The sequence below is a fragment of the Micromonospora sp. NPDC006766 genome (assembly GCF_040636055.1).
Taxonomy (GTDB): domain Bacteria; phylum Actinomycetota; class Actinomycetes; order Mycobacteriales; family Micromonosporaceae; genus Micromonospora.
The window spans coordinates 1-25605 of record NZ_JBEYIX010000025.1 but is presented as its reverse complement, the minus strand read 5'-3'; the positions used below and the strand labels follow the sequence as shown (position 1 = coordinate 25605).

Annotated in this window: 30 protein-coding genes and 1 riboswitch; of the genes, 17 read left to right on the top strand and 13 right to left on the bottom strand. The window is 72.5% G+C overall.

The window, feature by feature from the left end; all coding sequences use genetic code 11:
- Positions 1–60: 60 nt before the first annotated feature.
- The 6 genes from ABZ671_RS20390 (at position 61) to ABZ671_RS20365 (ending at position 5651) form a co-directional block, all read left to right on the top strand.
- A complete protein-coding gene (locus ABZ671_RS20390; protein ID WP_357860147.1) occupies positions 61–1119 on the top strand; it encodes a PhoH family protein in 1059 nt (352 codons plus the stop codon).
- Positions 1120–1137: 18 nt separating this feature from the next.
- Complete coding sequence (gene ybeY / locus ABZ671_RS20385) at positions 1138–1611, top strand: rRNA maturation RNase YbeY (protein WP_357860143.1); 474 nt, start codon at positions 1138–1140, stop codon at positions 1609–1611.
- A complete protein-coding gene (locus tag ABZ671_RS20380) occupies positions 1587–2999 on the top strand; it encodes a hemolysin family protein (protein ID WP_357860140.1) in 1413 nt (470 codons plus the stop codon). The genes ybeY and ABZ671_RS20380 overlap by 25 nt, the downstream gene beginning before the upstream one ends.
- A complete protein-coding gene (locus ABZ671_RS20375; protein WP_357860137.1) occupies positions 2992–3378 on the top strand; it encodes a cytidine deaminase in 387 nt (128 codons plus the stop codon). The genes ABZ671_RS20380 and ABZ671_RS20375 overlap by 8 nt, the downstream gene beginning before the upstream one ends.
- The gene (era, locus tag ABZ671_RS20370) at positions 3375–4271 is read left to right on the top strand and encodes a GTPase Era (protein ID WP_357860134.1); all 897 of its coding nucleotides are present in this window, start codon (positions 3375–3377) and stop codon (positions 4269–4271) included. Before ABZ671_RS20375 ends, era begins: the two co-directional genes overlap by 4 nt.
- A 201-nt stretch (positions 4272–4472) precedes the next feature.
- Positions 4473–5651, top strand: a complete 1179-nt coding sequence (locus ABZ671_RS20365) for an acyltransferase (protein ID WP_357860131.1) — start codon at positions 4473–4475, stop codon at positions 5649–5651.
- A gap of 17 nt (positions 5652–5668) precedes the next feature.
- Here the strand turns inward: ABZ671_RS20365 and ABZ671_RS20360 are convergent, their stop codons facing one another.
- The gene (locus tag ABZ671_RS20360) at positions 5669–6445 is read right to left on the bottom strand and encodes a DUF4097 family beta strand repeat-containing protein (RefSeq protein ID WP_357860128.1); all 777 of its coding nucleotides are present in this window, start codon (positions 6443–6445) and stop codon (positions 5669–5671) included.
- A 102-nt stretch (positions 6446–6547) separates the two neighbouring features.
- Between ABZ671_RS20360 and recO the strand changes: the two genes are divergently transcribed.
- Complete coding sequence (gene recO / locus ABZ671_RS20355) at positions 6548–7357, top strand: DNA repair protein RecO (protein ID WP_357860125.1); 810 nt, start codon at positions 6548–6550, stop codon at positions 7355–7357.
- 36 nt (positions 7358–7393) lie between these two features.
- A complete protein-coding gene (locus tag ABZ671_RS20350) occupies positions 7394–8170 on the top strand; it encodes an isoprenyl transferase (protein WP_357860289.1) in 777 nt (258 codons plus the stop codon).
- A gap of 4 nt (positions 8171–8174) precedes the next feature.
- On the opposite strand, the gene gndA is transcribed toward ABZ671_RS20350, so the two are convergent.
- Positions 8175–9617 (bottom strand): NADP-dependent phosphogluconate dehydrogenase, encoded by a 1443-nt coding sequence (gndA, locus tag ABZ671_RS20345; protein WP_357860122.1) that lies wholly within the window; start codon positions 9615–9617, stop codon positions 8175–8177.
- Positions 9618–9909: 292 nt separating this feature from the next.
- Between gndA and ABZ671_RS20340 the strand changes: the two genes are divergently transcribed.
- Complete coding sequence (locus ABZ671_RS20340; RefSeq protein ID WP_357860119.1) at positions 9910–10152, top strand: hypothetical protein; 243 nt, start codon at positions 9910–9912, stop codon at positions 10150–10152.
- Between the two features lie 65 nt (positions 10153–10217).
- On the opposite strand, the gene ABZ671_RS20335 is transcribed toward ABZ671_RS20340, so the two are convergent.
- From ABZ671_RS20335 to ABZ671_RS20325, 3 genes are read right to left on the bottom strand one after another with little or no spacing between them, the layout of a single operon-like run.
- Entirely contained in the window at positions 10218–11018 is an 801-nt protein-coding gene (locus ABZ671_RS20335; RefSeq protein WP_357860116.1) for an energy-coupling factor transporter transmembrane component T, read from the bottom strand.
- Positions 11015–12460: an ABC transporter ATP-binding protein gene (locus ABZ671_RS20330; protein ID WP_357860113.1), complete on the bottom strand. Its 1446-nt coding sequence runs from the start codon at positions 12458–12460 to the stop codon at positions 11015–11017. Before ABZ671_RS20330 ends, ABZ671_RS20335 begins: the two co-directional genes overlap by 4 nt.
- Before the next feature lie 7 nt (positions 12461–12467).
- Entirely contained in the window at positions 12468–13058 is a 591-nt protein-coding gene (locus ABZ671_RS20325) for an ECF transporter S component (protein ID WP_357860110.1), read from the bottom strand.
- A gap of 73 nt (positions 13059–13131) precedes the next feature.
- A riboswitch (TPP riboswitch) is annotated at positions 13132–13238 on the bottom strand.
- An 86-nt stretch (positions 13239–13324) separates the two neighbouring features.
- On the opposite strand from ABZ671_RS20325, the gene ABZ671_RS20320 reads away from it, so the two are divergent.
- The 4 genes from ABZ671_RS20320 (at position 13325) to ABZ671_RS20305 (ending at position 17600) form a co-directional block, all read left to right on the top strand.
- On the top strand, positions 13325–14149 hold the full coding sequence (locus ABZ671_RS20320) for an alpha/beta fold hydrolase (protein WP_357860107.1): 825 nt from the start codon (positions 13325–13327) through the stop codon (positions 14147–14149).
- Between the two features lie 55 nt (positions 14150–14204).
- Positions 14205–14954: an SIS domain-containing protein gene (locus ABZ671_RS20315; RefSeq protein ID WP_357860104.1), complete on the top strand. Its 750-nt coding sequence runs from the start codon at positions 14205–14207 to the stop codon at positions 14952–14954.
- A 69-nt stretch (positions 14955–15023) separates the two neighbouring features.
- Positions 15024–15530, top strand: a complete 507-nt coding sequence (locus ABZ671_RS20310) for a DUF6328 family protein (RefSeq protein WP_357860101.1) — start codon at positions 15024–15026, stop codon at positions 15528–15530.
- Between the two features lie 171 nt (positions 15531–15701).
- Positions 15702–17600, top strand: coding sequence for an acyl-CoA dehydrogenase family protein (locus ABZ671_RS20305; protein WP_357860286.1), 1899 nt, complete (start codon positions 15702–15704; stop codon positions 17598–17600).
- Positions 17601–17654: 54 nt separating this feature from the next.
- Here ABZ671_RS20305 and ABZ671_RS20300 read toward each other — a convergent pair whose 3' ends face one another.
- The 7 genes from ABZ671_RS20300 to ABZ671_RS20270 all read right to left on the bottom strand — a co-directional run bounded on the left by ABZ671_RS20300 (position 17655) and on the right by ABZ671_RS20270 (position 21736).
- On the bottom strand, positions 17655–17825 hold the full coding sequence (locus ABZ671_RS20300; RefSeq protein WP_357860098.1) for a hypothetical protein: 171 nt from the start codon (positions 17823–17825) through the stop codon (positions 17655–17657).
- A 9-nt stretch (positions 17826–17834) separates the two neighbouring features.
- Positions 17835–18419 carry a hypothetical protein gene (locus ABZ671_RS20295; RefSeq protein WP_357860095.1) on the bottom strand — a complete coding sequence of 195 codons (585 nt, stop codon included), beginning with the start codon at positions 18417–18419 and terminating at the stop codon, positions 17835–17837.
- A gap of 49 nt (positions 18420–18468) precedes the next feature.
- Positions 18469–18768, bottom strand: a complete 300-nt coding sequence (locus ABZ671_RS20290) for a metalloregulator ArsR/SmtB family transcription factor (RefSeq protein ID WP_357550996.1) — start codon at positions 18766–18768, stop codon at positions 18469–18471.
- A gap of 43 nt (positions 18769–18811) precedes the next feature.
- Complete coding sequence (locus tag ABZ671_RS20285) at positions 18812–19684, bottom strand: metal ABC transporter permease (RefSeq protein ID WP_357860090.1); 873 nt, start codon at positions 19682–19684, stop codon at positions 18812–18814.
- A 2-nt stretch (positions 19685–19686) separates the two neighbouring features.
- Entirely contained in the window at positions 19687–20448 is a 762-nt protein-coding gene (locus ABZ671_RS20280; RefSeq protein ID WP_357860087.1) for a metal ABC transporter ATP-binding protein, read from the bottom strand.
- Positions 20445–21386 carry a metal ABC transporter substrate-binding protein gene (locus ABZ671_RS20275; protein WP_357860084.1) on the bottom strand — a complete coding sequence of 314 codons (942 nt, stop codon included), beginning with the start codon at positions 21384–21386 and terminating at the stop codon, positions 20445–20447. The genes ABZ671_RS20280 and ABZ671_RS20275 overlap by 4 nt, the downstream gene beginning before the upstream one ends.
- A gap of 92 nt (positions 21387–21478) precedes the next feature.
- Complete coding sequence (locus tag ABZ671_RS20270; protein ID WP_357860081.1) at positions 21479–21736, bottom strand: DUF6703 family protein; 258 nt, start codon at positions 21734–21736, stop codon at positions 21479–21481.
- 26 nt (positions 21737–21762) lie between these two features.
- Here ABZ671_RS20270 and ABZ671_RS20265 point away from each other — a divergent pair, with 26 nt between their 5' ends.
- Genes ABZ671_RS20265 through dusB form a run of 4 tightly spaced genes read left to right on the top strand, consistent with a single transcriptional unit; the run spans position 21763 to position 25317 of the window.
- Positions 21763–22104: an antibiotic biosynthesis monooxygenase family protein gene (locus ABZ671_RS20265; RefSeq protein WP_357860078.1), complete on the top strand. Its 342-nt coding sequence runs from the start codon at positions 21763–21765 to the stop codon at positions 22102–22104.
- 25 nt (positions 22105–22129) lie between these two features.
- On the top strand, positions 22130–22690 hold the full coding sequence (locus ABZ671_RS20260) for a hypothetical protein (RefSeq protein WP_357860076.1): 561 nt from the start codon (positions 22130–22132) through the stop codon (positions 22688–22690).
- A 23-nt stretch (positions 22691–22713) separates the two neighbouring features.
- Positions 22714–24093, top strand: a complete 1380-nt coding sequence (locus ABZ671_RS20255) for a glycine--tRNA ligase (protein ID WP_357860073.1) — start codon at positions 22714–22716, stop codon at positions 24091–24093.
- A gap of 51 nt (positions 24094–24144) precedes the next feature.
- Positions 24145–25317 carry a tRNA dihydrouridine synthase DusB gene (gene dusB / locus ABZ671_RS20250; protein ID WP_357860070.1) on the top strand — a complete coding sequence of 391 codons (1173 nt, stop codon included), beginning with the start codon at positions 24145–24147 and terminating at the stop codon, positions 25315–25317.
- A 66-nt stretch (positions 25318–25383) separates the two neighbouring features.
- Here dusB and ABZ671_RS20245 read toward each other — a convergent pair.
- A partial coding sequence (locus tag ABZ671_RS20245) for a C39 family peptidase (protein WP_357860067.1) occupies positions 25384–25605 on the bottom strand: 222 nt, incomplete at its 5' end.

The following is a 25605-nucleotide window of genomic DNA, read 5'->3' as shown; positions in this document are numbered from 1 at the left end:
GCCAGCAGGGCCCGGCGCCGAGATCGGAAGCAGGTGGCGTAGGGCCCGACGGCCCGACCTATGACCGGCACCCCACCTCCCGGCCCGCCCCGGGTGCAGACCAGGATCACGGTCCCCGACCAGAAGATCATGGTGAACCTGCTCGGCGCGGGCGACGAGATCCTGCGGCTCGTCGAACGCTCGGTCAACAGTGACGTCCACGTGCGGGGCAACGAGATCACCATCACGGGTGCCCCGGCGGACAACGCCCTCGCCGAGCGGCTCTTCAGCGAGTTGCTCGAACTCATCGAGAAAGGCGAGACCCTGACCACTGACGCCGTCCGGCGTACCGTCGGAATGCTCGAGCAGGGCAGCACCGAGCGGCCCGCCGAGGTCCTGACGCTCAACATCCTCTCCCGGCGCGGCCGCACCATCCGTCCCAAGACGCTCGGGCAGAAGCGCTACGTCGACGCGATCGACGCGCACACCATCGTCTTCGGGATCGGCCCCGCCGGCACCGGCAAGACCTACCTGGCCATGGCGAAGGCCGTCCAGGCGCTGCAGGCCAAGCAGGTCAACCGGATCATCCTCACTCGGCCGGCGGTCGAGGCGGGGGAGCGGCTGGGCTTCCTGCCCGGCACCCTGAACGAGAAGATCGACCCCTACCTGCGCCCGCTGTACGACGCGCTGCACGACATGCTCGACCCGGAGTCCATCCCGAAGCTGATGGCGGCCGGCACGATCGAGGTGGCGCCGCTGGCGTACATGCGGGGAAGGACGTTGAACGACGCGTTCATCATTCTGGACGAGGCGCAGAACACCACGCCCGAGCAGATGAAGATGTTCCTCACCCGGCTCGGCTTCGGTTCCAAGATCGTGGTCACCGGTGACGTCACCCAGGTGGACCTTCCCGGCGGCACGACCAGTGGCCTGCGGGTGGTCCGGGAGATCCTGAGTGACGTCGAGGACGTGCACTTCGCCCAGCTTTCCAGCTCCGACGTGGTCCGCCACACGCTGGTGGGCGAGATCGTCGACGCGTACGCCCGCTGGGATGCCGAGCGGGAGAACCAGCAGGCGCAGAGCGTGCACGCCGTACCCGGGCGGACCGCCCAGGGCGGCCGGGCCGGCCGGCGCCGCTAATTCACCAGAGGAAGACAGTTGTCCATCGAGATCGCCAACGAGTCCGGTGTCGCGGTCGACACCGACGCCGTGCTTGCCGTCGCCCGGCACGCCCTCGACGAGATGGGGGTCAACCCGCTCGCCGAGCTTTCCGTCCTGCTCGTCGACATCGACTACATGTCCGAGCTGAACCACCGCTGGATGGGCGGCGACGGCCCGACCGACGTGCTCGCCTTCCCCATGGACGAGGGCAGCGTCGACCACGGGCCGGGGGAGAACTCCCCGGCCGGCGGTGAACCGGCGCTGCTCGGCGACATCGTGCTCTGCCCCGAGGTGGCGGCCAAGCAGGCGGCTACCGCCGGTCACTCATCCGCCGACGAGCTGCACCTGCTCACCGTGCACGGGGTGCTGCATCTGCTCGGCTACGACCACGCCGAGCCGGAGGAGGAACGGGAGATGTTCGGTCTTCAGGCCCGACTGCTGGCCAGTTGGCGGTCGACCCGGTCGAAATGATGACCACCCTGGCGGCCGGCAGCGACCCTGCCAATCTGCCCGACCTGCAGCTCATCGCTCTCGCGGCGGCGCTGGTGGTGTTCGCCGGCCTCATCGCGATGACCGAGGCGGCGCTCGCCGCGGTCTCCCCGGCCCGGGCCGCCGAACTGGCCCGGGACGGGGCGCGCGGCGCACGTACCCTCCAATCGGTCGCCGGGGACGTGGTGCGCCACCTTAACCTGTTGCTCCTGCTCCGGCTGCTGGCCGAGCTGACCGCCACCACGCTGGTGGCGCTGGTGGCGGTGGACACGTTCGGCGCCGGCTGGCGGGCCGCCCTGGTCACCGCCGGGGCGATGACCGTGGTCAGCTTCGTGGTGGTCGGTGTCGCCCCGCGTACCCTCGGCCGGCAGCACGCGTACCCGGTGGGCCGCGCGGTCGCCCCGCTGGTGCGCTGGCTGGGTCGGGCGCTGAACCCGCTCGCCTCGCTGCTGATCCTGATCGGCAACGCGGTCACCCCGGGGCGTGGCTTCCGGGAAGGGCCGTTCGCCACCCAGGTGGAGCTGCGCGAGCTGGTCGACCTGGCCGAGCAGCGTGGCGTCGTCGAGCACGGCGAACGCCAGATGATCCACTCGGTCTTCGCGCTCGGCGACACCATCGCCCGCGAGGTGATGGTGCCGCGCACGGAGATGGTGTGGATCGAGGAGCACAAGACCCTCGCCCAGGCGCTGGTGCTCTTTCTGCGCTCCGGCTTCTCCCGGATCCCGGTGATCGGCGACAGCGTGGACGACGTGCTCGGCGTGCTCTACCTCAAGGATCTGATCCGGCACACCCAGGGCGGGGACCAGCAGACCACCCAGCTTCCGGTGGCGGAGTTGATGCGCCCGGCGACCTTCGTGCCCGAGTCCAAGCCGGTTGACGACCTGCTCTCCGAGATGCAGGCGGCCCGCAACCACCTGGTCATCGTCGTGGACGAGTACGGCGGCACCGGTGGTCTGGTCACCATCGAGGACATCCTGGAGGAAATCGTCGGTGAGATCACCGACGAGTACGATGTCGAACGCCCGCCGGTCGAACGCCTGGCGGACGGGGCCGTGCGGGTAACCGCCCGGCTGCCGGTGGAGGACCTGGGCGAGCTGTTCGACACCGAGCTGCCCACCGACGAGGTGGAGACGGTTGGCGGCCTGCTCGCGCAGGCGCTCGGCCGGGTGCCGATTCCCGGCGCCGAGGCCGAGGTGGCCGGGCTCCGACTGATCGCCGAGGGCACCACCGGCCGGCGTAACCGGATCGACACCCTGCTGGTGAGCCGGGCCGCGCCGAGCGACGCATCCGACAGCGCGGGGCGCGGCGAGCACGCCGAGTCCCGCGGCAATCAGAACCGTTCCGAGGAGAGGCAACCCGCCGATGCCTGAGTCACCTGCCGTGCCGGCCGCCCGGCCCACCCCGTCCGACCCCGCCACGCTGAGCGCCGAGGACGGCAAGCTGGTCGTCCTGGCCCGGGGCGCGCGCGGCCGGGTCGGTGCCGTGGAGGGGGCGGCGGTCCGGGACCAGGACGGACGGACGTACGCGGCGGCCAGCGTCGCGCTGCCGTCGCTGACGCTGACCGCGCTTCAGCTCGCGGTCGCCTCGGCGGTCGCCGCCGGGGCCGGTCGGCTGGAGGCGGCCGTGGTGGTGACCGAGGCCTCGACGCTGGACGGCGCCGGGCATGCCGCGGTCCGGGACCTTTCCGCTGACGCGCCGATCCACGTGGCCGCCCCGGACGGCACCGTTCTCGGCACGGTGATCCAGTGAGTGACGTGGAGCAGCGTCCCTATCGTGCGGGTTTCGCCTGCTTCGTCGGGCGGCCCAACGCCGGCAAGTCGACGCTGACCAACGCGATCGTCGGCACCAAGATCGCGATCACCTCGAACAAGCCACAGACCACCCGGCACGTCATCCGGGCCGTGCTGCACCGGCCGGAGTCGCAGCTCGTCCTGGTCGACACCCCGGGCCTGCACCGGCCTCGTACGCTGCTCGGCGAGCGGCTGAACGACCTGGTGCGGGAGACGTGGAGCGAGGTCGACGTGATCGGCCTCTGCATCCCGGCGAACGAGCCGATCGGCCGAGGCGACCGGTTCATCACTGGCGAGCTCGCCAGCCTCAAGGCGACCGTGCTGGCGGTGGTCACCAAGACCGACCTGGTGGACAAGAAGCGGCTGGCCGAGCAGCTCCTCGCGGTGAGTGAGCTCGGCGATTTCGCCGACGTGGTGCCGGTGAGCGCGGTCTCCGGGCACCAGGTGGACACCCTGGTCGACGTGATGACCGGCTACCTGCCGGAGTCGCCGCAGCTCTATCCGGACGACATGCTCACCGACGACCCGGAGCAGGTGCTGGTCGCCGAGCTGATTCGCGAGGCGGCCCTCGAAGGCGTCCGGGACGAGCTGCCGCACTCCATCGCCGTGGTGGTGGAGGAGATGATCCCGGAGGGCCAGCTCACCAAGATCTACGCCGACGTGTACGTCGAGCGGCCGAGCCAGAAGGCGATCATGATCGGTCACCGGGGTAGCCGGATGAAGGAGGTCGGCACCACCGCCCGCCGGCAGATCGAGGAGCTGCTCGGCACCCGGATCTACCTCGACCTGCACGTCCGGGTCGCCAAGGACTGGCAGCGCGACCCGAAGCAGCTGCGCAAACTGGGCTTCTGACCGCCCGGCCGCCAAACGCCAACCGCCAAACCGCCGGTTCCGGACATCGGGGCCGGCGGCTCGCTTTTCGGACTGATCCGGAACGGCCGGCGGTATGGGATGTTTCACTTCCGGCCCGGTCCGTTCGCCGTTTCAGCCGCCAGGGTCGGAGGGTAGGGGAAGCGTTGTGATGCCCTTGCCCCCGGACATAGCTGCAGGCTGATGCGAAATCGATACCTGGATCTGCTCCGTTCCCTGGCCATCGTGCGAGTCGTCGTCTACCACGTCGTCGGATCGGCGGCCCTGACGCTGATCTTCCCGGCGATGTCGGTGATGTTCGCGCTCGCCGGCTCACTGATGGCCGCCTCGCTGGACCGAACCGGCGCGCCGGCTGTGCTGCGCCGGCTGCGTCGCCTGCTGCCGTCGCTGTGGGTGCTCGCCGCGATCTTCGTGCCGGCCATGCTGCTCACCGGTCTGCCGCTCACCCCGAAGGTGCTGCTCTGGCTCTTCCCGGTCAGTGATCCACCGGCCAACCACTGGGGCGCGCTGGCCCTGAGCCCCATCTGGTACCTCCGGGACTACCTGTGGTTCGTGTTGGCCTCGCCGCTGGTGCTGTGGCTGTTCCGTCGGGCGCCGCTGCCCACCCTCCTCGCCCCGTACGCCCTGCTCGTGATGATCGAGCTGGGCGTGTACCGGAACCCGCCGACCGTGCTGCGCGAGTTCGGCCTGTACTTCGGTGCCTGGCTGCTCGGTTTCGCCCACCACGACGGCATGCTCCGCCGGCTCAGCAACCGGGTGCTGGTGCCCACCGTGCTCGTCCTCGGCGCCGCCGGGCTGTCCTGGATCTTCACCCACCCCGGCCCGCGCGGCTACGACCTGAACGACAACCACCTCGGCAATGCCGTCTGGTCGGCCGCGTTCATCCTGGTGGCGATCGGCCGGGCCCCGGCCGAGGCGGCCTGGGTCGACCGCATTCCGGTGCTGAGCCGGGCGGTCACCGTGCTGAACCGGCGCGCGCTGACGGTCTACCTGTGGCACATGTCATTCGTGGTGGCGCTCACCCCGCTGCTCGCTCGGGTCGGCTGGGCTTCGCGTGACTCGCTCGCCCTGACGATCCGGGTGGCGTTGGTGTTCGCCCTGGTCGGCGTGGTCACCCTGCTGTTCGGCTGGGTCGAGGACGTCGCGGCCCGGCGCGCGCCGGAACTGCTCCCCGGCCGGCGCCGGCCGGCCCTGGCCGAGCGTGCCGCGACCGCCCCGGCCAGCCCCGCGCCCGCCGGCGCCGAGGCCGAGCTGGTGGTGGCCGGTGCCCGCGCGGACCGGTCCGCCGGGTTCGGCCCGGGCCGGGTGCCCGTGCCGCGCGGCGCGGCAGAGCGGGCGGACACCGGGACCACTGCCGGCTGACCCGGCGGCCTCCCGCCTCAGCGGCGGTTGATCGCGATGTCGCCGCTGCCGGTGCGGACGTCCAGCAGCAGGGCGGCGGTCGGGTCGTCGGTCACCGCCACGGTGGCCGTGCCCGAGCCGGTGCTGGTCCGCACCCGGTACCGGCCCTCCGGCACGGTCAGCTCCACGTCGCCGCTGCCGGCGTGCACCCGGGCCGAGGCCGGCTGGTCCAGCTCGACGGTCACGTCACCCGAGGAGGTCTCCGCGTCCACGCCGGCGGCCAGCCGCCGCGCCTCGACATCGCCGGAGGAGGCGCGCAGCCGGACCACACCGGTCACCTCGTCCACCGTGATGTCCCCGGAGCCGGTCTCGGCGCGGACGTCGCCGCGCGCCGTCGTCACGCTGACGTCGCCGGAGCCCAGCGTGACGTCCACCGCGCCGACCTTGCTCAGCGTGATGTCCCCGGAGCCGGTCTCGCCGCGTACCGCCACGCCCTCGGGGACGGTCACCTCCCAGGAGACGCTGCAGCGGTTGCCGCAGCTGGTGTCCAGCACCAGCTCGTCGCCGTTGATCCGGTAGGCGGTGTCGGGCTGAGCGCCCCGGTAGTGGACCTCCCGCTTGATCCGTACGTCGGTGGCCGACCCGGACCCGTGCACCGTCACGTCGCCCGAGCCCGGCCGTACGATGATCCGGGTGATCTTCACCGTCTCGGTGTTGTCGTAGGTCAGCTCGCTGAACGACAGCGGGTCACACCCGGACAGGAGGATCAGGGCGGCCGCAGCCGTGGCGGCGACGGCGGTTCGATGCTGAGGCATGGCCAGCACGTTACGGCCGGCCTTCGCGGCGGCACATCCGGGTCCGGCCGCCGAACGACCCCGAACTGACCCTGAGATGGCACCCCGAGGGAGAATGACCGGATGGCCGGGTACCGCCGACAGCTCTACCGCGACGACGCGGTGGTGCTGCGCGTGCAGAAGCTGGGCGAGTCCGATCGGATCATCACCCTGCTCACCCGCCGGCACGGCCGGCTGCGGGCGGTGGCCCGCGGCGTCCGGCGTACCACCAGCAGGTTCGGTGCCCGGCTGGAGCCGTTCGGGCACGTCGACCTTCAGCTCGCCGGCGACCCCAAGGGCAACCACGGCAGCTCGCTGCACACCGTCAGCCAGGTCGAGGGGATCGACCTCTACGGCAAGCGGTTCCTCGGCGACTACCCCCGCTACACGGCGGCCAGCGCGATCGCCGAGACCGCCGAGCGGCTCACCCCCGTCGAGCGGGAGCCGTCGCTGCGGTTGTTCCAGCTCACCCTCGGCGCGCTGAAGTCCCTGGCCCGGGGCGAGCACGCCACCACCCTGGTGCTCGACGCCTATCTGCTGCGCGGGATGGCGCTGGCCGGTTGGGCGCCAGCGCTGACCGCCTGCGCGGTCTGTGGCACCCCGGGGAAGCACCGGGCGTTTTCGGTGCCGGCCGGGGGAGCGGTCTGCCCGGACTGCCGACCGCCCGGCGCCGCCCACCCCGCCCCGGCCACCGTCGAGCTGATGTCCGCGTTGACCACCGGCGACTGGACGTACGCGGACGCCACCGAGACCGCGGTACGCCGGGAGTGCAGCGGCCTTGTCGCGGCGCACCTCCAGTGGCACCTCGAGCGCACGCTACGCTCGCTGCCGCTGGTCGACCGGGGTGCCGGCACCGGGCCCGCCCCCGCCGGCACGAACAGGGAGGGTGCGTAAGTGATCCGATCGACGAGGGGCGTCCGGCGGGAGCCGGTGCCACCGACTCCGCATCCGTCCGGCGCCCGGCCGCCGGCCCTGCCGGCCGAGGCGCTGCCGAAGCACATCGCGGTGGTGATGGACGGCAACGGCCGCTGGGCCAAGGAGCGTGGGCTGCCCCGGACCAGGGGCCACGAGCAGGGCGAGCACAGCCTCTTCGACACCGTCGAGGGCGCGATCGAGCTGGGCATCCCCTACCTGTCGGCGTACGCCTTCTCCACCGAGAACTGGCGGCGCTCGCCGGACGAGGTCCGCTTCCTGATGGGCTTCAACCGGGACGTCATCCGCCGCCGCCGGGACCAGCTCGTCGACCTGGGCGTCCGGGTGGTGTGGTCGGGCCGGGCCGGGCGGCTCTGGAAGAGCGTGATCTCCGAGCTGCAGACCGCCGAGGAGATGTCCCGGGGCAATTCGACGCTGACCCTGCAGTTCTGCGTCAACTACGGCGGTCAGGCGGAGATCGCCGACGCCGCCGCCGCGATCGCCCGCGACGTGGCCGCCGGGAAGCTCGACCCGGGCAAGGTCAACGAGAAGACCATCGCCCGCTACCTCTACCACCCGGAGGTCCCCGAGGTGGACCTCTTCCTGCGTCCCTCCGGCGAGCAGCGCACCTCCAACTTCCTGCTCTGGCAGAGCGCGTACGCCGAGCTGGTCTTCCTCGACACGCTCTGGCCGGACTTCGACCGCCGCCATCTCTGGTACGCCTGCGAGCTCTACGCCCAGCGGGATCGCCGCTTCGGCGGCGCGCTGCCCAACCCGGTGGCCCCGACGGTCTAGGGGGTCAGGCCGGCACTTCGGTGTGGTCGCCCGCCCAGAGCGTGTGGAACGAGCCTTCCCGGTCCACCCGGCGATAGGTGTGCGCCCCGAAGTCGTCCCGCAGGCCCTGGATCAGGGCGGCCGGCAGCCGAGCCGCGCGTAGCCCGTCGAAGTAGGCCAGCGACGACGAGAACGCCGGCGTCGGCACGCCCGCCCGGGCCGCGTCGGCCACCACCCGCCGCCAGGCGGGCACCCCGGCACCGACCTGGTCGGCGAACCACGGAGCCACCAGCAGCGTCGGCAGTTCCGGCTCGGCGTCGTACGCCTGGCGGATCCGGTCCAGGAAACGGGCCCGGATGATGCAGCCGCCCCGCCAGATGGTGGCCGTGCCGCCCAGGTCGATGCCCCAGTCGTACTCCTGGCTGCCGGCCCGGATGTGGTCGAAGCCCTGCGCGTACGCGACGATCTTGCTGGCCAGCAGCGCGCGCCGGACATCCTCGACGAAGGTCGCCCGGTCATCCACCTGCCACTTCTCCCCGGCGTCGGGGAAGGCGCGGCGGGCGGCGGCGCGCTGGTCGGCGTGGCCGGACAGGGACCGGGCGAAGGTGGCCTCAGCGATACCGGTGATCGGGATGCCCAGGTCCAGCGCGCTCTGCACGGTCCACCGGCCGGTGCCCTTCTGCTCGGCCTGGTCGAGCACCACGTCGACGAAGGGCTGGCCGGTGGCCGCGTCGGTGTGCGCCAGCACGTCGGCGGTGATCTCGATGAGGAAGGACTCCAGCTCGCCGCCGTTCCACTGCCGGAAGATGTCCGCGATCTCCGCCGGGCTCGCCGACAGGCCGGCCCGCAGCAGGTCGTACGCCTCCGCGATGAGCTGCATGTCGGCGTACTCGATGCCGTTGTGGACCATCTTGACGAAGTGGCCGGCGCCGTCCGGGCCGATGTGCCGGCAGCACGGGGCCCCCTCCACCTGCGCGGCGATCCGCTCGAAGATCGGGCCGAGCTTGCGGTAGGACTCAGCCGAGCCGCCCGGCATGATGCTCGGGCCGTGCAGCGCGCCCTCCTCGCCGCCCGACACGCCGGTGCCGACGAAGTGCAGGCCGTGCCCGCGCAGCGCCTCCTCCCGGCGGCGGGTGTCGACGAAGTGCGCGTTGCCGCAGTCGACGATGATGTCGCCGGCCTCCAGCAGCGGCACCAGTTCGTCGATCACCGCGTCGGTGGGGCCGCCCGCCTTCACCATGACGATCACCGCGCGGGGGCGCTCCAGCGTGGCGACGAAGTCGGCCATCGATTCCGACGGCACGAAGGCGCCCCCGTCGCCGTGCTCGGCGATCAGGCTGCGGGTGCGTTCGGGCGAGCGGTTGTGCACCGCGACGGTGAAGCCGTGGCGGGCCAGGTTGCGGGCCAGGTTGCGGCCCATCACCGCCAGGCCGGTAACGCCGATCTGTGCCGTCGCCTGCGCCGCCATGCCTACCGCCTTCTGTCGGGCTGCCCGTGCTGCTGCGACCGTACCGTGGCCCGTCGGGGCGTGGTGTCGGTAAATCGGGTGCGGCGGCGGTGGGTGGTCGGTTAGCGTACCGGCATGCGTAACTGACGCCCCTTTTCCGAGCCCCGGTCCGCCGCCCGTTGTCGCCGCGGACCTGTCCGCTCCGGGCGTCCGCATCCTGCACCGCGCCGTCGTGGTGTCTCCTCTGATCGGACCGCCCGGGTTGCCCATTCGCCGCGCCAATCGGCGCCGGAGACAAGTCAGGAGGCAGGGTATGCCTGCCAAGCGCAGTCCGAAGAAGTCCCGCAAGCCCGCGTCGACGCCGTCCCCGCTGGCGGTGACCCCACCCGATCTCGCCGCGCTGGCGGTGGCATCCGCAGCGCCGGTGGCTCTGCCGGGCCGGTCCGACACCCCGCCGGCGCCGAAGGCCGGCCCGCCGGTCGGCCGGGAGGCCCGGATCGCCGGGCGCAGCCAGCGCGCCGGCCAGACCCGGTTCTACGCCTTCCGGCGCAGCTGAGGTCTGTTGGGGTGCAGTTGTGGTCGCTCCAGCGACCACAACTGCACCCACCGCGTCGGGACCGGTCAGCCGATCAGGGGGCGGAAGGTGCCGAGTACGACGCTGACCGTCAGCGCCCCGCCGGCCAGCGCCGCCGCGCCGGCGATCAGCAGCGCGTCGGCCCGGGTGAAGTGCTGCCGCCGGGCGACCGTACGCGGAATTCCGGCGTCGAAACCGCGGGCGTCCATCGCCACCGCCAGCCGGGTGCCCCGCCGGATCGCCCCGACCAGCAGGGCGAACGCCGTCGACACGAACAGCCGCAGCCGGGCGACCGGATTTCGGCCGGCGTCCACGCCCCGGGCCCGGCGCGCCATGCTGATCATCCGCCACTCCTGTTCGAGCAACGGCACCAGCCGGAACGCGGCCAGCGCGCCGATGGCGAACCGGGCCGGTGCTTTGGCGTTCTGGACCAGCGCGTCGGCCAGGTCGGTGGCGTCGGTGGTGGCGAAGACGACGATCCCGGGCAGCGCCACCGCGAGCATGCGCAGCACCAGCCCCAGCGCGGTGACCAGCACGCCCTCGGTGACCAGGACCGGGCCCGCCTCGATCAGCACCCGCCCGGAGCGGTCGGCGGCGAACAGCACCAGGGTGACCAGGATGCCGCCAGCGCTGGCCAGCAACGGCCAGGCCCGCCGGGCCAACACCCGGTAGCGGACGCCGAACAGCGGCAGCACCGCCAGCTCGATCGCGATGGCGATCGCCGGGGCCACCGGATCCAGGGTGGCGATCAGGATGAATGAGAAGATCAGCGCGGCGGCCAGCTTGGCCACCGGGTTGCGCCGGGCCAGCGGCGCATCGGGGGCGGCGACCGGCTCCGCGCCGATCACGGCCGGTCCCCCCGGTCGACGCCGGTCATCGGTCGCTGCAGGGTGACGGTGCGGTCGGCCAGCGCGGCGACGAAGTCCGGGTCGTGGGTGACCGCGACGACGCCGTGGCCGGCGTCGCGCAGCTCGGCGAGCAGGTCGATCAGCTCCAGCCAGGTCCGCCGGTCCTGGCCGAAGGTGGGTTCGTCGCAGATCAACAGGCGAGGTGCGGTGGCCAGGGCGGTCGCCACGCTCAGCCGCCGTGCCTCCCCGCCCGAGAGGGTGTACGGGTTCGCCCCGGCCAACCGGGCCAGCCGGAGCCGCTCCAGCAGCCCGTCCACCGTGGACCGTACCGCCGCCTCGGGTTGGCCGGTCCGGCGCGGGCCGAGTGCCAGCTCGTCGAAGACGGTGCTGGTGACGAACTGGTGCTCCGGGTCCTGGAAGACCGAGCCGATCCGCCGGGCGAGGGCCGGCGCCCGCCAGCGGTGCGGGGCAGTGCCGGCGTCCCGGCCGGCCAGCTCAGCGGTGGCGGTGACCCTACCGGCGCCGGGACGGAGCAGTCCGCCCAGGAGCAGGGCCAGGGTGGACTTGCCGGCGCCGTTCGGGCCGAGGACGGCGAGCGCCTCGCCGGCGCGTACCCGAAGGTCTGTGGGGGCCAGCCGGGGCGGCAGGCCGAGCCGGTCGGCGGTGATCAGCGGCGGTCCGGCCGGCGCGACGGCGGGCCGGGACGGCACGGCGCGGTCGGGCACCCAGACCCCGGCGTCGGCGAGCGCGTCGCCGTGCGTGGCGAAGACCGCGCTGGGTGGGCCGTCGGCCCGCACGCCGCCGCCGGCCTCCAGCACGACCACCCGGTCGACCAGCGGCAGCGCCTCGGCGACCCGGTGTTCGACCAGGATCAGCGTGGTGTCGGCGTCGAGGGCGTCCCGGACGGCCTGCCGGATCAGCGTGGCGCCGGCCGGGTCGAGGTTGGCGGTCGGCTCGTCGAGCAGCAGCAGCCCGGGCCGCAGGGCGAGCGCCCCGGCCAGCGCGAGCCGCTGCTGCTCGCCACCGGACAGCGCCGCCGTGGGCCGGTCCCGGTGGTACGGGAAGCCGACCCGGCGCAGCGCCTCGTCCACCCGGGGCCAGATGTCCTCCCCGGGTACGCCCCGGTTCTCCAGCCCGAACGCGACGTCGTCGCCGCAGCGGGCCATCACCAGCTGGGTCTCCGGGTCCTGGAAGACGACGCCGACCCGTTCCCGGGCCTTGCGCGGGTCGAGCCCGTCCACCTCGATGGTGCCCTCCTGCTCACCGGAGTCCTCCGGCAGCAGCCCGGCGAGCGCCGCGAGCAGGGTGCTCTTCCCGGCGCCCGAGGGCCCGAGCAGCAGCACCCGCTCCCCGGCCTCGACGCGCAGGTCCACCCCCCGCACCGCCCACCGCTTCCGCCCCGCGTGTCGCCACCCGAAGCCCCGCAGCAACACCGCGCCCATATTGTCCTCAGACGGCCGCGCGGGTGCGGCCGGCGGGGAAGCGGTCGAGGACGCCGGTGTTGGCCAGGGCGCGGGTGAGGTACCAGGCGCCGGCACCGGCGATCACGGTGGCGCTCACGATCGTCAACAGCGCGTACGGGATGCGGTAGGTGGCCAGGTCGGTGGCCTTGTTCCAGTAGACGAAGTCAAAGATCGCCGCGCCCAGACCGGTCAGCGCGCCGGCGAGCACCGCGGTCGGCAGCCGGTACGAGCGGTAGCGGAACGCGGCGAAGGCCAGTTCGGCGCCGATGCCCTGGGTCAGGCCCTGCACGATGGTGATGCCGCCCCACTGGCTGCCCAGCAGCGCGGAGACGATCGAGGCCACCAGCTCGCAGTAGAGCGAGGCGCCGGGCTTGCGGATCACCAGGCCGCCGAGGACCGCCGGCACCAGCCACATCCCGTAGATGAGGGTGTGCGCCGGCGGGAAGAAGGCGAAGGCGGCGCTGGTGGCGCTCCAGACCAGATTCCAGGCCCAGAAGATGACGCCGAAGGCGACGGCGATCACCGAGGCGACGACGATGTCGATCGTGCGCCAGCGGTTGCTGTCGGTGTGAGTCATGAATCGCTCCCAGTCCAGTGGTACGAACCAGGAGAAGACGCACGCCGCGTCCGGATGCCCGGACTGCGGCGCGGCTGGAGGTCGACCGAACTCCCTGCGCTGGCATTACCCAGATCAGGTTCGAGGGTCTGCGGGCACCGGCCCGCACTCTCAGCGCTGTGCGCTCCCCTGTCGGATGTGAAATTGTCTCTAGACGCTAGCATCGCCACCGACTGCCCGGCCAGCAGGGCATCGGCGATCGACGCGGCTGGGTAGGCTGGCCGATCATGGGGGTCGACGCGCGGGGCCTGACGTTCGAGGTGCGCACCGGCGGTCCGGCGGACGGCGAACCCGTTCTGCTGCTGCACGGCTTCCCCCAAAACAGCGGCGAGTGGGACGACGTGCTGCCCGTGCTGCACGCCGCCGGTCTGCGCACGTACGCGCTCGACCAGCGGGGCTACTCGCCGGGCGCGCGGCCGGCGGCGGTCGAGGCGTACCGGGTTCCGGAGCTGGTGGCGGACGCGGCCGGCGTGCTCGACGCGCTCGGTGTGCCGGACGCGCACGTGGTCGGGCACGACTGGGGCGCGGTCGTGGCCTGGGGGCTGGCGGCGGTGCACCCGGAGCGGGTCCGCACCCTGACCGCGGTCTCGGTGCCACACCCGGCGGCGATGGCGCACGCGCTCGCCACCGACCCGCGGCAGAAGGCCCGCTCCGCCTACATCGCGCTGTTCCGCAAGCCGGGCAAGGCGGAGAAGGCGCTGCTCGCCTGGAACGCGACCGCGCTGCGCCGGATGCTCGGCGGGGTGGGCGACGCCGCGCGGGTGGCCCGGTACGCCGACCCGATGCGCGAGCCGGGCGCACTGACCGCCGCGCTGAACTGGTACCGGGCCATGTCGGGGGCCGACCTGAAGGCCGTCGGGGCGGTGGGCGTGCCGACCACGTTCGTCTGGAGCGACCGGGACGCCGCGATCGGCCGGACCGTCGCCGAGGCGTGCGCGGCCCACGTCACGGGCGACTACCGCTTCGTCGAGCTTGCCGGCGTAACCCACTGGATCCCGGACGAGGCGCCCGCCCCGCTGGCCGAGGCGATTCTTGCCCGGATCGCCCGATGACCCCGACCGCCACGCCGGTCGGGCCGCACCCCCGTAACCGACCGATGGAGGAAGCATGATGGTGAGCGCCGAGGCTTACCTGGCGGTGGTGACCGAGACGATCGGTCGGGTGGCCGCCGGCCAGCGGGACAACGTGGGCCGGGCGGCCGACCTGATCGCGCAGTCGCTACGCGCCGACGGGGTGATCCACGCGTTCGGCACCGGCCATTCCGAGGCCCTCGCCATGGAGATCGCCGGCCGGGCCGGCGGCCTGGTGCCCACCAACCGGATCGCCCTGCGCGACCTGGTCCTCCACGGCGGCGAGCCGGCTGACGTGCTCGGCCCGAAGCTGGAACGCGAGCCTGCGGTGGCGCACCGCCTCTACGAGCTGGCCCCGATCCGCCCGCAGGACGTGTTCGTGCTCGCCTCCAACTCCGGCGTCAACGGCGCGATGGTGGAGTTCGCGTCGATCGTCAAGGAACGGGGTCACGCTCTGATCGCGATCACCTCGGCCGCGCACTCGGCCCGGATGACCTCGCGCCACCCGTCCGGGCGCAAGCTGGCCGACTTCGCCGACGTGGTGCTCGACAACGGCACCCCGTACGGCGACGCCACCCTGGCGCTGCCCGGCGGCGGCGCGGTCGGCGCGGTCTCCTCGATCACCGCCGCGCTGCTGGCGCAGCAGATCGTGGCGGAGGTGGTGGCCCGGTTGCTGGCGGCGGGGGAGCGGCCCCCGGTCTATCTGTCGGCCAACATCGCCGGCGGCGACGAGCACAACGCCGAGCTGGAGGCCCGTTACGCCGGCCGGATCCGCCGGGGGGCATGAACCGGGCATAGCGTCGCCCCCGGCGGGAATTCTCCGCCGGCAGCACGACCGTGCGGCGGGAGGTGGCGCTTGTCCAGGGAGACCGAGCGGCAGCGCTGGCAGCGCAACTTCGCCGACCTGCTTCAGGAACTGCGGGTGACGCAGACCGGGGTGCAGATCCTCTTCGCCTTCCTGCTGACCCTGCCGTTCAGCAACGGGTTCCCGCAGACCACCGACTTCCAGAAGGACGTCTACGTCGTTGCCCTGCTGGCCGCCGCCGCGGCCACCGCGATGATCATTTCGCCGGTCGCCTTCCACCGGGCGCTGTTCCGGCAGGGCCGCAAGCCGGAGCTGGTCCGGTTCGCCCACCGGGTGGCCGTCGGCGGCCTGGCCTTCATGCTGATCTCGATGGTCAGCGCGGTCCTACTGATCATGGATTTCGTGCTGGGCCGGCCGATTGCCCTGGTGCTGACCGGGGTCGCCGGGGCGTGGTTCCTGACCTTCTGGCTGATCCTGCCGGTCGCCGCCCGGCGCAACTGGGGCGTCGAGGGCATCGACGACGAGGACGACAGCCCGCAGGTGCTGCCCGGCGACTGACCGCGCCGGTCGCGCCAAATCGGACGTGCAGCGGAGGCTACCCCTGGGTAATACCCGGGGGTAGCGTCGATTTTGTCGAGCACGTCGACGCAGCCGGACCGAGGTCCCCAGGAGGCAGCCGTGACCGCGACACAGAACAGCCGGCCCGATCCCGCAGACACGTCCGGCCCCATGGGGCAGGTCTCCGAGAAGGAGGCCCGCCAGGTCGCCGAGGCGGCCCGCGAGACGGCCTGGGACCGGCCGAGCTTCGGCAAGGAACTCTTCCTCGGCCGGTTACGCCTCGACCTGATCAACCCGTGGCCGCGCTCCGACCCGGACGACGTCGCCCGCGCCGAGGAGTTCCTCGGCGCGTTCGGCGCGTACCTGGACTCCGAGGTGGACGGTGCCGCCATCGAGCGCGACGCACACATCCCGGACGAGGTGTTCCACGGGCTGGCCCGGCTGGGCGCCTTCGGCATGAAAATCGACCGGAAGTACGGCGGCCTCGGGCTGAGCAACCTGCACTACTGTCGGGCGCTGATGCGGGCCGGCTCGGTCAGTCCGGCCATCGGCGCGCTGCTCTCCGCGCACCAGTCGATCGGCGTGCCGCAGCCGTTGAAGATGTTCGGCACGCCCGAGCAGAAGCAGCACTTCCTGCCCCGGCTGGCCGCCGGTGAGGTATCCGCGTTCCTGCTCACCGAGCCGGACGTCGGCTCCGACCCGGCCCGGTTGGCCACCACCGCCGAGCCCACGGCCGACGGCACCGGCTACCGGCTCAACGGGGTGAAGCTCTGGGCCACCAACGGCACGGTCGCCACCCTGCTGGTGGTGATGGCCCGGGTGCCGGCCGCCGAGGGGCGGCGCGGCGGCATCACCGCCTTTGTGGTGGAGGGCGACAGCGAGGGCATCACCGTCGAGCGGCGCAACGCCTTCGTCGGCCTGCGCGGCCTGGAGAACAGCCTCACCCGGTTCCACGACGTCTTCGTGCCGAAGCGGAACGTGATCGGCGGCGAAGGCAAAGGCCTCAAGATCGCCCTGACCACGCTGAACACCGGGCGGCTCTCGCTGCCGGCCATGTGCGTCGGTGCCGGCAAGTGGTCGTTGAACGTGGCCCGGGAGTGGGCCGCCGACCGGGTCCAGTGGGGCCGGCCGGTCGGCGAGCACGAGGCGGTCGCCAAGAAGCTGGCCTTCATCGCCGCCGCCACGTACGGCATGGAAAGCATGCTCGACCTGTGCTGTCTGCTCGCCGACGACGAGCGCAACGACATCCGGATCGAGGCGGCGTTGGTGAAGCTCTACGCCAGCGAGATGGCCTGGAAAATCGCCGACGAGCTGATCCAGATCCGGGGCGGTCGCGGCTATGAGACGGCCGAGTCCCTGGCCGCCCGGGGTGAGCGGCCGGCCGCCGTCGAGCAGCTCCTGCGCGACCTGCGGATCAACCGGATCTTCGAGGGCTCCACCGAGATCATGCACCTGCTGATCGCCCGGGAGGCGGTCGACGCGCATCTCTCGGTGGCCGGCGACATCATCGACCCGGACGCCGGGCTCGGCCGCAAGGCCAGGGCGGGCGCCCGGGCCGGCGCCTTCTACGCGAAGTGGCTGCCCACGCTCGCCGTCGGCCGGGGTCAGGCGCCCGGGGCGTACGCCGAGTTCGGCCCGCTCGCCGGGCACCTGCGGCACGTCGAGCGCGCCTCCCGCAAGCTGGCCCGGTCCACCTTCTACGCGATGTCCCGCTGGCAGGGAAAGCTGGAGCGCAAGCAGGCGTTCCTCGGCCGGGTGGTGGACATCGGCGCGGAGCTGTTCGCGATGTCCGCGGTCTGCGTACGGGCCGTCGCCGAGCGGTCGGACCATCCCGAGCACGTCGAGCTGGCCGACCTGTTCTGCCGGCAGGCCCGGCTGCGGGTCGACGAGCTGTTCACCGCGCTCTGGTCCAACACCGACTCGCTGGACGTGACGGCCGCGAAGCGGATCCTCGCCGGCCGGTACGCCGCGCTGGAGGAGGGGGTGAGCACCCCGCCCGCCGACCGCCCCTGGGTGGCCCCCTGGCAGCCCGGCCCGTCCACCGCGCCCGACGTCCGCCGCCGCCTGTGAAAGGAGGGGCCCCCTGTTAACGCCTCCGGTAGAGCAGGGGGCCCTTGTTAACACTCAACGGGCGGCGATCGCCCAGGCCAGCACACCGGCCAGGATGAGCCCGTTCAACGCGGCCAGCACCAGATACGCGGCTGGCGGGATCTTGCGGCCCTTGCGTACGAAACTCACCAGGATGCCCGCGTACACCAGCAGCATCATGGCGACGGCGATCAGGAAATACAGCACCGGCACACCTTAGCGGCCGGCCTTCAGGCCGAGTCTGCGCAGCTCCAGGGCGGCGAGCGCGTCGACGGTCGCGTCGTCGCCGCGCCGCCACGCCTCGGCCACGTCGGGCGCGATCTGGGCCAGCCGCCCGAGCGGCTGACCGGCGAGCGCGCGCAGGGCCAGCAGGTCCCGCCCGGCGGGGGCGGCCGCGAGGACCTGCGCCGCGCCGGCCCGGCGCATCCAGCGCAGCCGCAGCGGCAGCCAGCCGAGGAGAACCAGGCCGAGCGGGAGGACCAGCACCGCGATGCTCAGCCCCAGGGCCAGCTGACCGACGACCTCCTGCTGGTCGCGGCCGGCCTGGGCGACCGCGCGGGCGGCGTCGGCGGCCCGGCTGAAGGGGGCGGTCAGCTCGTCGCCGACCAGCGGCACCCGGCCGACCTTGCCACCGGCGTCGGCCAGATTGTCGGCGAGACCACCGCCGGCACCCTCCAGCTTCTGCCCGGGTACGGCGAGTTTCTCGATCACGTCGTGCAGCCAGAGCGCGAAGCGGATCGCCGCGTACACCCAGACGACCACGAGCAGATCGGTGAAAAGCTGACGGAGGGCAGTGGGCAAACGATCAGCATAGATTTTCACACTGGACAGGGTGCCACGGTCCGCTCGGTTACGGTCCTTCCCCGGCGTGGCTGACCGCGTCCGCCACGATGTGCGCGACGTGCTCATCCACCAGGGCGTACGCGATCTCCCGGCCGCGCCGGGACCCGCGGACTACGCCCGCGCCGCGCAGCACCCGCAGGTGCTGGGAGACCAGGGGCTGCGGGGCACCGAGCTTCTCCACCAGCTCGTGCACACAGCGCTCGCCCTGGGCCAGCTCGCTCACGATCGCCAAGCGGATGGGCGCCGACAGTGCGCGCAGCAGGTCACCCGCGCCTTCGAAGGCGTCGTACCCGTGTGCGGCGGTCATCCCGTAACGGTAACCAATGCCAGCAGAACCGGCGGGTGAGGGCTCACCGCAGCACCACCTCCGGCTCGTGCGGCTCGGCCACCGGTGCGGCACCCGGGCGGAACCGGCGACGCAGCGCCCGCCGGGCCGCGGTGCCGAGCGCTATGACCAGGAACGAGCCGATGGCCAGCAGCACCACCGAGGCGCCCGGGGCGGTGTCGGCGGTGGCGGCCACCCAGATGCCCGCCCCGGCGGCGAAGAGCCCCAGCGCCATCGCCGCCGTCATGGTGCTCCGGAAACCCCGGGTGACCTGCTGGGCGGCGGCCACCGGCACCACCATCAGGGCGCTGATCAGCAGCACCCCGACCGCCCGCATGGCGATCGTCACCGTCCACGCGGTCCCCACCGCGATGAGCAGGTTGAGCGCCCGCACGGGCAGCCCGGAGACCCGGGCGTACTCCTCGTCGTGGCAGACCGCGAAGAGCGCCGGGCGCAGCGCCAGCATGGCCACCAGGACCACCACGCCGAGCACCAGGATGGTGACCAGGTCCGCCGAGGAGGTGGTGATCAGCGACCCGAACAGGTACGAGTTGAGCGAGGCGCTGCTGGCGTCGGAGAGCCCGACCAGCAGCACGCCCCCGGCGATGCCGCCGTAGAAGAGCAGTGCCAGCGCCAGGTCCCCGGAGGTACGGCCGCGCGAGCGGACCAGCTCGATCACGATCGCGCCCAGCGTCGCCGCGATCACCGCCACCAGCACGGGGGAGTGGTTGAGCAGCAGCCCGGCGCCGACGCCGGTGAGCGCCACGTGGCCGATCCCGTCGCCGATCAGCGCCAGCCGACGCTGCACCAGATAGATGCCGAGCGCCGGGGCGGCCAGCCCGATGATCAGCGCGCCGACCAGGGCGCGCAGCATGAAGTCGTACTGAAAAATGTCCATGCTCACCTGCTCCACAGCCCGGCGGGCTCCTCGGGACCGTGCGGGTGCACGTGGTCGTGATCGGGCTCGGCGTGGTGGCCGGCCGGCTCCGGCACCGCGCCGTCGTGGGCGATGCCGCCCTGGTGGACGACGACCGCCCGGCTGATCAGCGGGCGCAGCGGCCCCAGTTCGTGGGCGACCAGCAGCACTGTCCCGCCCCCGTCAACGAAGCCGCGCAGCGCCCCGGCGAACGCCTCCTGGCTGGCCGCGTCCACCCCGGCGGTCGGCTCGTCGAGCACCAGCAGTTCCGGCTGACCGGCCAGGGCCCGGGCGATCAGGGTGCGCTGCTGCTGGCCGCCGGAGAGCGTGGCGACCGGGTCACCGGCCCGGTCGGCGAGCCCGACCGCCCGCAGCGCGGCGGTGACCGCCTCCCGGTCGGCCCGCCCCGGCGGGCGCAGTACGCCCCGGCGGGCCAGCCGCCCGGACGCCACCACCTCCCGCACGGTGGCCGGTACGCCGCCGCCGGCACCCAGCCGCTGCGGGACGTACCCGATGCGGTGCCACTGCCGGAAGCGGTGCCGCGGAGTGCCGAAGAGGGTGACCGATCCGGCGCCGAGCGGCACCAGGCCGAGCGCGGCGCGGATCAGGGTCGATTTGCCGGAGCCGTTGGCGCCGAGCACGGCGACCACCTCGCCGGCGGTGACGGTCAGCGAGATGTCCCGCAGCACCGGCGGTCCGTCGTAGCCGACGGTGGCGTGCGCGATCTGGATCACGGGTTCGGTCATGAGCAGTCCAGGGCGGTCCGCAGGGTCTGAAGGTTGGTGCGCATCACCGACAGGTAGTCGCCGTCGGCCGGGGCGCCCTCGATCGGGTCGAGCACGGCGGTCTTCGCGCCGACCTCGCGGGCCACCGTCTCGGCGACCTTCGGGCTGACCATCGTCTCGAAAAAGACGGTCGTGGCCTGGTGGTCGCGGGCCTCCCGCGCCACCTCGGCGAGGCGCTTCGGGGAGGGCTCGCCCTCGGGGCTGAGGCCGGTAATGCCGACCTGTTCGAGCTGGTAGCGGGCGGCCAGATAGCCGAACGCGGTGTGGCTGGTCACGATCTCCCGGCGCTGGCAGGTCCGCAGGCCCTGCGTGTAGTCGGTGTCCAGCTTCGTCAGCTCGTCGCGCAGTCCCGTCGCCCGGGCGGTGAACTCGGCGGCCCGGTCCGGGGCGATCCTGCCGAGCCGCTCGGCGAGTTGGTCGCCGATGGCGGCCAGCCGGGTCGGGTCGAGCCAGACGTGCGGATCCTTGCCGCCGGTCTCGCTCTCGTGCCCGGCCTCACCTTCGTGCTGGTGCCCGCCCGCCCCCGCGTCCAGTAGCGGCTGCACGGTGGCGACGTCGAATGCCCGGTCGCCGCCGTTCTGCGCCACCGCCTCGTCCACGGCCGGCTGAAAGCCGCCGAGGTAGACGATCAGCTTCGCGTCGACGATCTGGCCGACCTGTCGCGGCCGTAGCTCCAGGTCGTGCGGCTCGGCGCCCGGCCGGGCCAGGTTGACGGTCCGGACCGCGTCGCCGCCGACCCGCTCGACGAGGAACTGGAGCGGGTAGAAGGCCACCACCACGTCGGCCCCGTCCGGGCCGCTCCCCTCGTCACCCTGGGGGGTGCAGGCGGTGACGCCGCCGAGGGCGAGCAGGGCTGCGGTGGCCGCGGCCAGGGCGCGGGAGATGGAGGGGACGGTCATACGACCAACTGTCCGCGATAACGAAATTGATTGTCAAAAACGCATGATTGCATGTCCGCGCGGTGCGCTGGGTCACAGCAGCCTGAGCCGGATCACAGCAGCTTGGCCAGCGCTACCGCGATCAACAACGTCAGCATGAGCAGCCGCAGCACCCGGGTCGCCGGCTTCTGCACCGGCCAGGTGACGGTCATCAGCCACACCAGCAACCCGGCCAGCGCGAGCAACAGCACGCCGCCCGCCGCGCCCGGCGCGAAGAGACCCACCAGGACCAGGACCAGCGCGGCCAGGAACACCGCCGTCGGGTTGAGCCGGGCCAGCCGGCTCAGCACGGGACTCTGCGTACGCTGCATCCCAAAACTCTACGAGGAGGAACCCGGTGCTGGTCACCAACCGGTTCGTGGTCGACGCCGACGGCGCGTCGGATTTCACCGAACGGGCGCACGCCGCCCTCACCGCGCTCGCGGCCCGCCCCGGCTACCTGCGCGGGGAACTGCTGCGGGCGTTGGACGACCCGACGCACTGGTGCCTGGTTACCGAGTGGGAGTCGGTCGGGGCGTACCGGCGGGCGCTGGGCGGCTTCGACGTCAAGGTCACCGCCGTACCGCTGCTGGCCCGGTCGGTCGACGAACCGTCGGCGTACGAGACGCTGGCCAACGCCGCGCCGCAGGGCGACGTGGTGGTCCTGGCCAGTGATCGAGCCGCAGGTCCTTACCGCTGAGGCCCGGGGCACTACCCTGGCGCGTATGACCGCTCCCGGACCGGCCGCCCCGCCTCCGCCGTTCGTACCGCCCGGCGGGCCGCCGGTACCGGGGTCGCCGAGCGGGCCGGGCGTTCCCGCGCCGCCGCCCGGTCCCGGGGTGGCCCCGCCCTTCGCGGCGCCGCCCACCGAGGGCGGCCGGGCCCGGCTCTGGCTCGGCCTCGGCGTCGGTGCGCTCGCCGTGCTGCTCTGTTGCGGCGGGGGCGGGCTGGCCATCGTCGGGCTGGCGGTGAGCAGCGCCGAAGCCACGCAGGAGCAGGGCCGGACCGTCACCAGCAACTACTACCGGGCGCTGGTCGACAAGGACTGGTCCAAGGCGTACGACCAGCTCTGCACCGACGCCCGCCGCCGCGAGTCCCGCCCCGAGTTCGAGCAGCGGGTGGCCACCGAGCCGCAGATCGCCGGCTACCGGGTGGGCAGAGTCGACGCCCAGACGCTGACCGTGCCGGTGGACGTGACCCTCGCGGGCGGCAAGCGGGAGGACCAGACGGTGACCCTCGCGCCGGACCAGCAGACGGGCGCCGTCAGGGTCTGCGGGGTGAGCTGACCGCGCCCCGGTATTGTGCTGGCATGCCAGCCGACCGTATCGACGCCGTCGTCAGCCTCGCCAAGCGCCGGGGCTTCGTCTTCCCGTCCAGCGAGATCTACGGAGGCACCCGGTCGGCGTGGGACTACGGTCCGCTCGGCGTGGAGCTGAAGGAGAACGTCCGCCGGCAGTGGTGGAAGACCATGGTCCAGCAGCGCGACGACGTCGTCGGCCTGGACTCGGCGGTCATCCTGGCCCGCGACGTGTGGGCCGCCTCCGGCCACCTGGACGCCTTCGTCGACCCGCTGACCGAGTGCCAGTCCTGCCACAAGCGGTTCCGCGCCGACCACCTGGAGGAGGCGTACGCCGAGAAGCACGGCAAGCCGCTGACCTCGCTGTCGGAGCTGAACTGCTCGAACTGCGGCAACAAGGGCACCTTCACCGAGCCGAAGATGTTCAACGGCCTGATGAAGACCTTCCTGGGCCCGGTGGAGAGCGAAGAGGGCCTGCACTACCTGCGCCCGGAGACCGCCCAGGGCATCTTCGTCAACTACAAGAACGTGGAGACGGTCGCCCGCAAGAAGCCGCCGTTCGGCATCGCGCAGACCGGCAAGTCGTTCCGCAACGAGATCACCCCGGGCAACTTCATCTTCCGTACGCGCGAGTTCGAGCAGATGGAGATGGAGTTCTTCGTCGAGCCGGGCACCGACGAACAGTGGCACGAGTACTGGCTGAACGAGCGCTGGAACTGGTACCTCGACCTGGGCCTGTCCGAGGAGAACCTGCGCTTCTACGAGCACCCGAAGGAAAAGCTCTCCCACTACTCGAAGCGCACCGTCGACATCGAGTATCGGTTCCAGTTCGGCGGCACCGAGTTCGCCGAGCTGGAGGGCGTCGCCAACCGCACCGACTTCGACCTGTCCACGCACAGCAAGCACTCCGGCGTCGACCTGTCGTACTTCGACCAGACCAAGCAGGAACGCTGGGTCCCGTACGTCATCGAGCCGGCCGCCGGCCTGACCCGCGCGGTGCTCGCCTTCCTGCTCGAGGCGTACGACGAGGACGAGGCGCCGAACACCAAGGGCGGCGTCGACAAGCGGACCGTCATGCGGTTCGACCCGCGGCTGGCCCCGGTCAAGGTGGCGGTGCTGCCGCTGTCCCGCAACGAGGCGCTCTCGCCGAAGGCCCGGCAGCTCGCCGCCGACCTGCGCAAGCGCTGGGTGGTCGAGTTCGACGACTCGCAGGCGATCGGCCGCCGCTACCGCCGGCAGGACGAGATCGGCACGCCGTTCTGCGTGACGGTCGACTTCGACACCCTCGACGACAATGCGGTGACCGTGCGTAACCGCGACACCATGGCCCAGGAGCGCATCTCCCTGGACCAGGTCGAGCGCTACCTGATCGAGCGCCTCCCCGGCTGCTGAGCTGGTCACGGGGCCCCGGCCGCGCCGGTCGGGGCCCCGTACACTTGTCCGGTGACTGCCCCGAGCCTGCCCGCGCTGCGCCCGTTGACCCTCGGGTCGCACCAGGTGTGGCCGCCGGTGGTGCTCGCGCCGATGGCCGGGATCACCAACGTCGGTTTCCGCCGGCTCTGCCGTGAGCAGGGCGGCGGCATCTACGTATGCGAGATGATCACGACCCGGGCGCTCGTCGAGCGGAACCCGAAGACGCTCCGCATGATCGCCTTCGGCGCCGAGGAGCGGCCCCGCAGCCTCCAGCTCTACGGCACCGACCCGGAGATCACCGCAGCCGCCGTGCGGATCGTGGTGGAGCGGGATCTCGCCGACCACATCGACCTCAACTTCGGCTGCCCGGTCCCGAAGGTCACCCGGCGTGGCGGCGGGTCGGCCCTGCCGTGGCGACGCCGGCTCTTCGCCCGGCTGGTCAAGGCCGCGGTGGACGCCGCGACACCCGCCGGGGTGCCGGTCACCGTCAAGATGCGCAAGGGCATCGACGACGAGCACCTGACGTACGTCGAGGCCGGGCTCGCCGCCCAGGATGCCGGGGTCGCGGCGGTCGCCCTGCACGGGCGTACGGCCGCGCAACGCTACTCGGGCACCGCCGACTGGGACGCCATCGCCACCCTCAAGCAGGCGCTCGATGTGCCGGTGCTCGGCAACGGCGACATCTGGGAGGCCGACGACGCGCTGCGGATGGTCGCCCACACCGGGGTGGACGGGGTGGTGGTCGGCCGCGGCTGTCTGGGCCGGCCGTGGCTCTTCGCCGACCTGGAGGCCGCCTTCAACGGCCGGCCCGAGCGGCGGTTGCCGACCCTCGGGGAGGTGGCGGCGACCATGCGGCGCCACGCCGAGCTGTTGGTGGACCAGTTCGTGGCCGGCGCCCGTAACCCGGCCCGGGGTGAGCGGGACGGTTGCACCGATTTCCGCAAGCACGTCGCCTGGTACCTCAAGGGTTTCCCGATCGGCAGCGAGCTGCGCCGTTCCCTGGCGATGATCGACAGCCTGGCCCAGCTCGACGACCTGCTCGGCAAGCTCGACCCGGCCGTGCCGTTCCCGCTGGAGGCCCTGGGCCAGCCGCGCGGCCGGACCAACTCTCCGGGCAAGGTCTTCCTGCCCGACGGCTGGCTGGCCAGCCGCGACGACGACACCCCGCCGGACGGCGCCGAGCTGGACGACTCCGGCGGCTGACCCCTAGCTGACCCCTACGGTTGACGAAAGGGCCGGCCCCCGGGTGGGGCCGGCCCTTCGTGTGGGTCAGGAGGCGCTGTAGCCGCGGGTGGCGATCCAGTTGGCGAGGTTGTCCACGCTGATCTGGTAGGAGGCCATGTTCGGGTTGGCCGAGTCGGCGATGGTGACGGTGTTCCCGCCGTCGCGGTAGCCCACGACGCTGATGTAGTGGCCGCCTTCGAAGGAGTGGGTGGTGCCGTCGGTGTCGGTGGCGGTGCCGGCGATGTTGGCGACCACGGCCCGGCCGTT

Excerpts from the sequence above, each read along its gene's own strand:
- ABZ671_RS20320 (WP_357860107.1), top strand. The coding sequence starts at position 13,325 with ATGGGGGTCGACGCGCGGGGCCTGACGTTCGAGGTGCGCACCGGCGGT.
- gndA (WP_357860122.1), bottom strand. The coding sequence starts at position 9,617 with ATGGCGGCGCAGGCGACGGCACAGATCGGCGTTACCGGCCTGGCGGTG.
- ABZ671_RS20285 (WP_357860090.1), bottom strand. The coding sequence starts at position 19,684 with ATGGACATTTTTCAGTACGACTTCATGCTGCGCGCCCTGGTCGGCGCG.
- ABZ671_RS20360 (WP_357860128.1), bottom strand. The coding sequence starts at position 6,445 with ATGCCTCAGCATCGAACCGCCGTCGCCGCCACGGCTGCGGCCGCCCTG.
- ABZ671_RS20260 (WP_357860076.1), top strand. The coding sequence starts at position 22,130 with ATGACCGCTCCCGGACCGGCCGCCCCGCCTCCGCCGTTCGTACCGCCC.
- ABZ671_RS20290 (WP_357550996.1), bottom strand. The coding sequence starts at position 18,768 with ATGACCGCCGCACACGGGTACGACGCCTTCGAAGGCGCGGGTGACCTG.
- ABZ671_RS20305 (WP_357860286.1), top strand. The coding sequence starts at position 15,702 with ATGGGGCAGGTCTCCGAGAAGGAGGCCCGCCAGGTCGCCGAGGCGGCC.
- ABZ671_RS20255 (WP_357860073.1), top strand. The coding sequence starts at position 22,714 with ATGCCAGCCGACCGTATCGACGCCGTCGTCAGCCTCGCCAAGCGCCGG.
- ABZ671_RS20280 (WP_357860087.1), bottom strand. The coding sequence starts at position 20,448 with ATGACCGAACCCGTGATCCAGATCGCGCACGCCACCGTCGGCTACGAC.
- ABZ671_RS20315 (WP_357860104.1), top strand. The coding sequence starts at position 14,205 with ATGATGGTGAGCGCCGAGGCTTACCTGGCGGTGGTGACCGAGACGATC.
- ABZ671_RS20365 (WP_357860131.1), top strand. The coding sequence starts at position 4,473 with ATGCGAAATCGATACCTGGATCTGCTCCGTTCCCTGGCCATCGTGCGA.
- ABZ671_RS20325 (WP_357860110.1), bottom strand. The coding sequence starts at position 13,058 with ATGACTCACACCGACAGCAACCGCTGGCGCACGATCGACATCGTCGTC.
- ABZ671_RS20375 (WP_357860137.1), top strand. The coding sequence starts at position 2,992 with ATGCCTGAGTCACCTGCCGTGCCGGCCGCCCGGCCCACCCCGTCCGAC.
- recO (WP_357860125.1), top strand. The coding sequence starts at position 6,548 with ATGGCCGGGTACCGCCGACAGCTCTACCGCGACGACGCGGTGGTGCTG.
- ABZ671_RS20330 (WP_357860113.1), bottom strand. The coding sequence starts at position 12,460 with ATGGGCGCGGTGTTGCTGCGGGGCTTCGGGTGGCGACACGCGGGGCGG.
- ABZ671_RS20270 (WP_357860081.1), bottom strand. The coding sequence starts at position 21,736 with ATGCAGCGTACGCAGAGTCCCGTGCTGAGCCGGCTGGCCCGGCTCAAC.
- ABZ671_RS20340 (WP_357860119.1), top strand. The coding sequence starts at position 9,910 with ATGCCTGCCAAGCGCAGTCCGAAGAAGTCCCGCAAGCCCGCGTCGACG.
- ABZ671_RS20390 (WP_357860147.1), top strand. The coding sequence starts at position 61 with ATGACCGGCACCCCACCTCCCGGCCCGCCCCGGGTGCAGACCAGGATC.
- ABZ671_RS20275 (WP_357860084.1), bottom strand. The coding sequence starts at position 21,386 with ATGACCGTCCCCTCCATCTCCCGCGCCCTGGCCGCGGCCACCGCAGCC.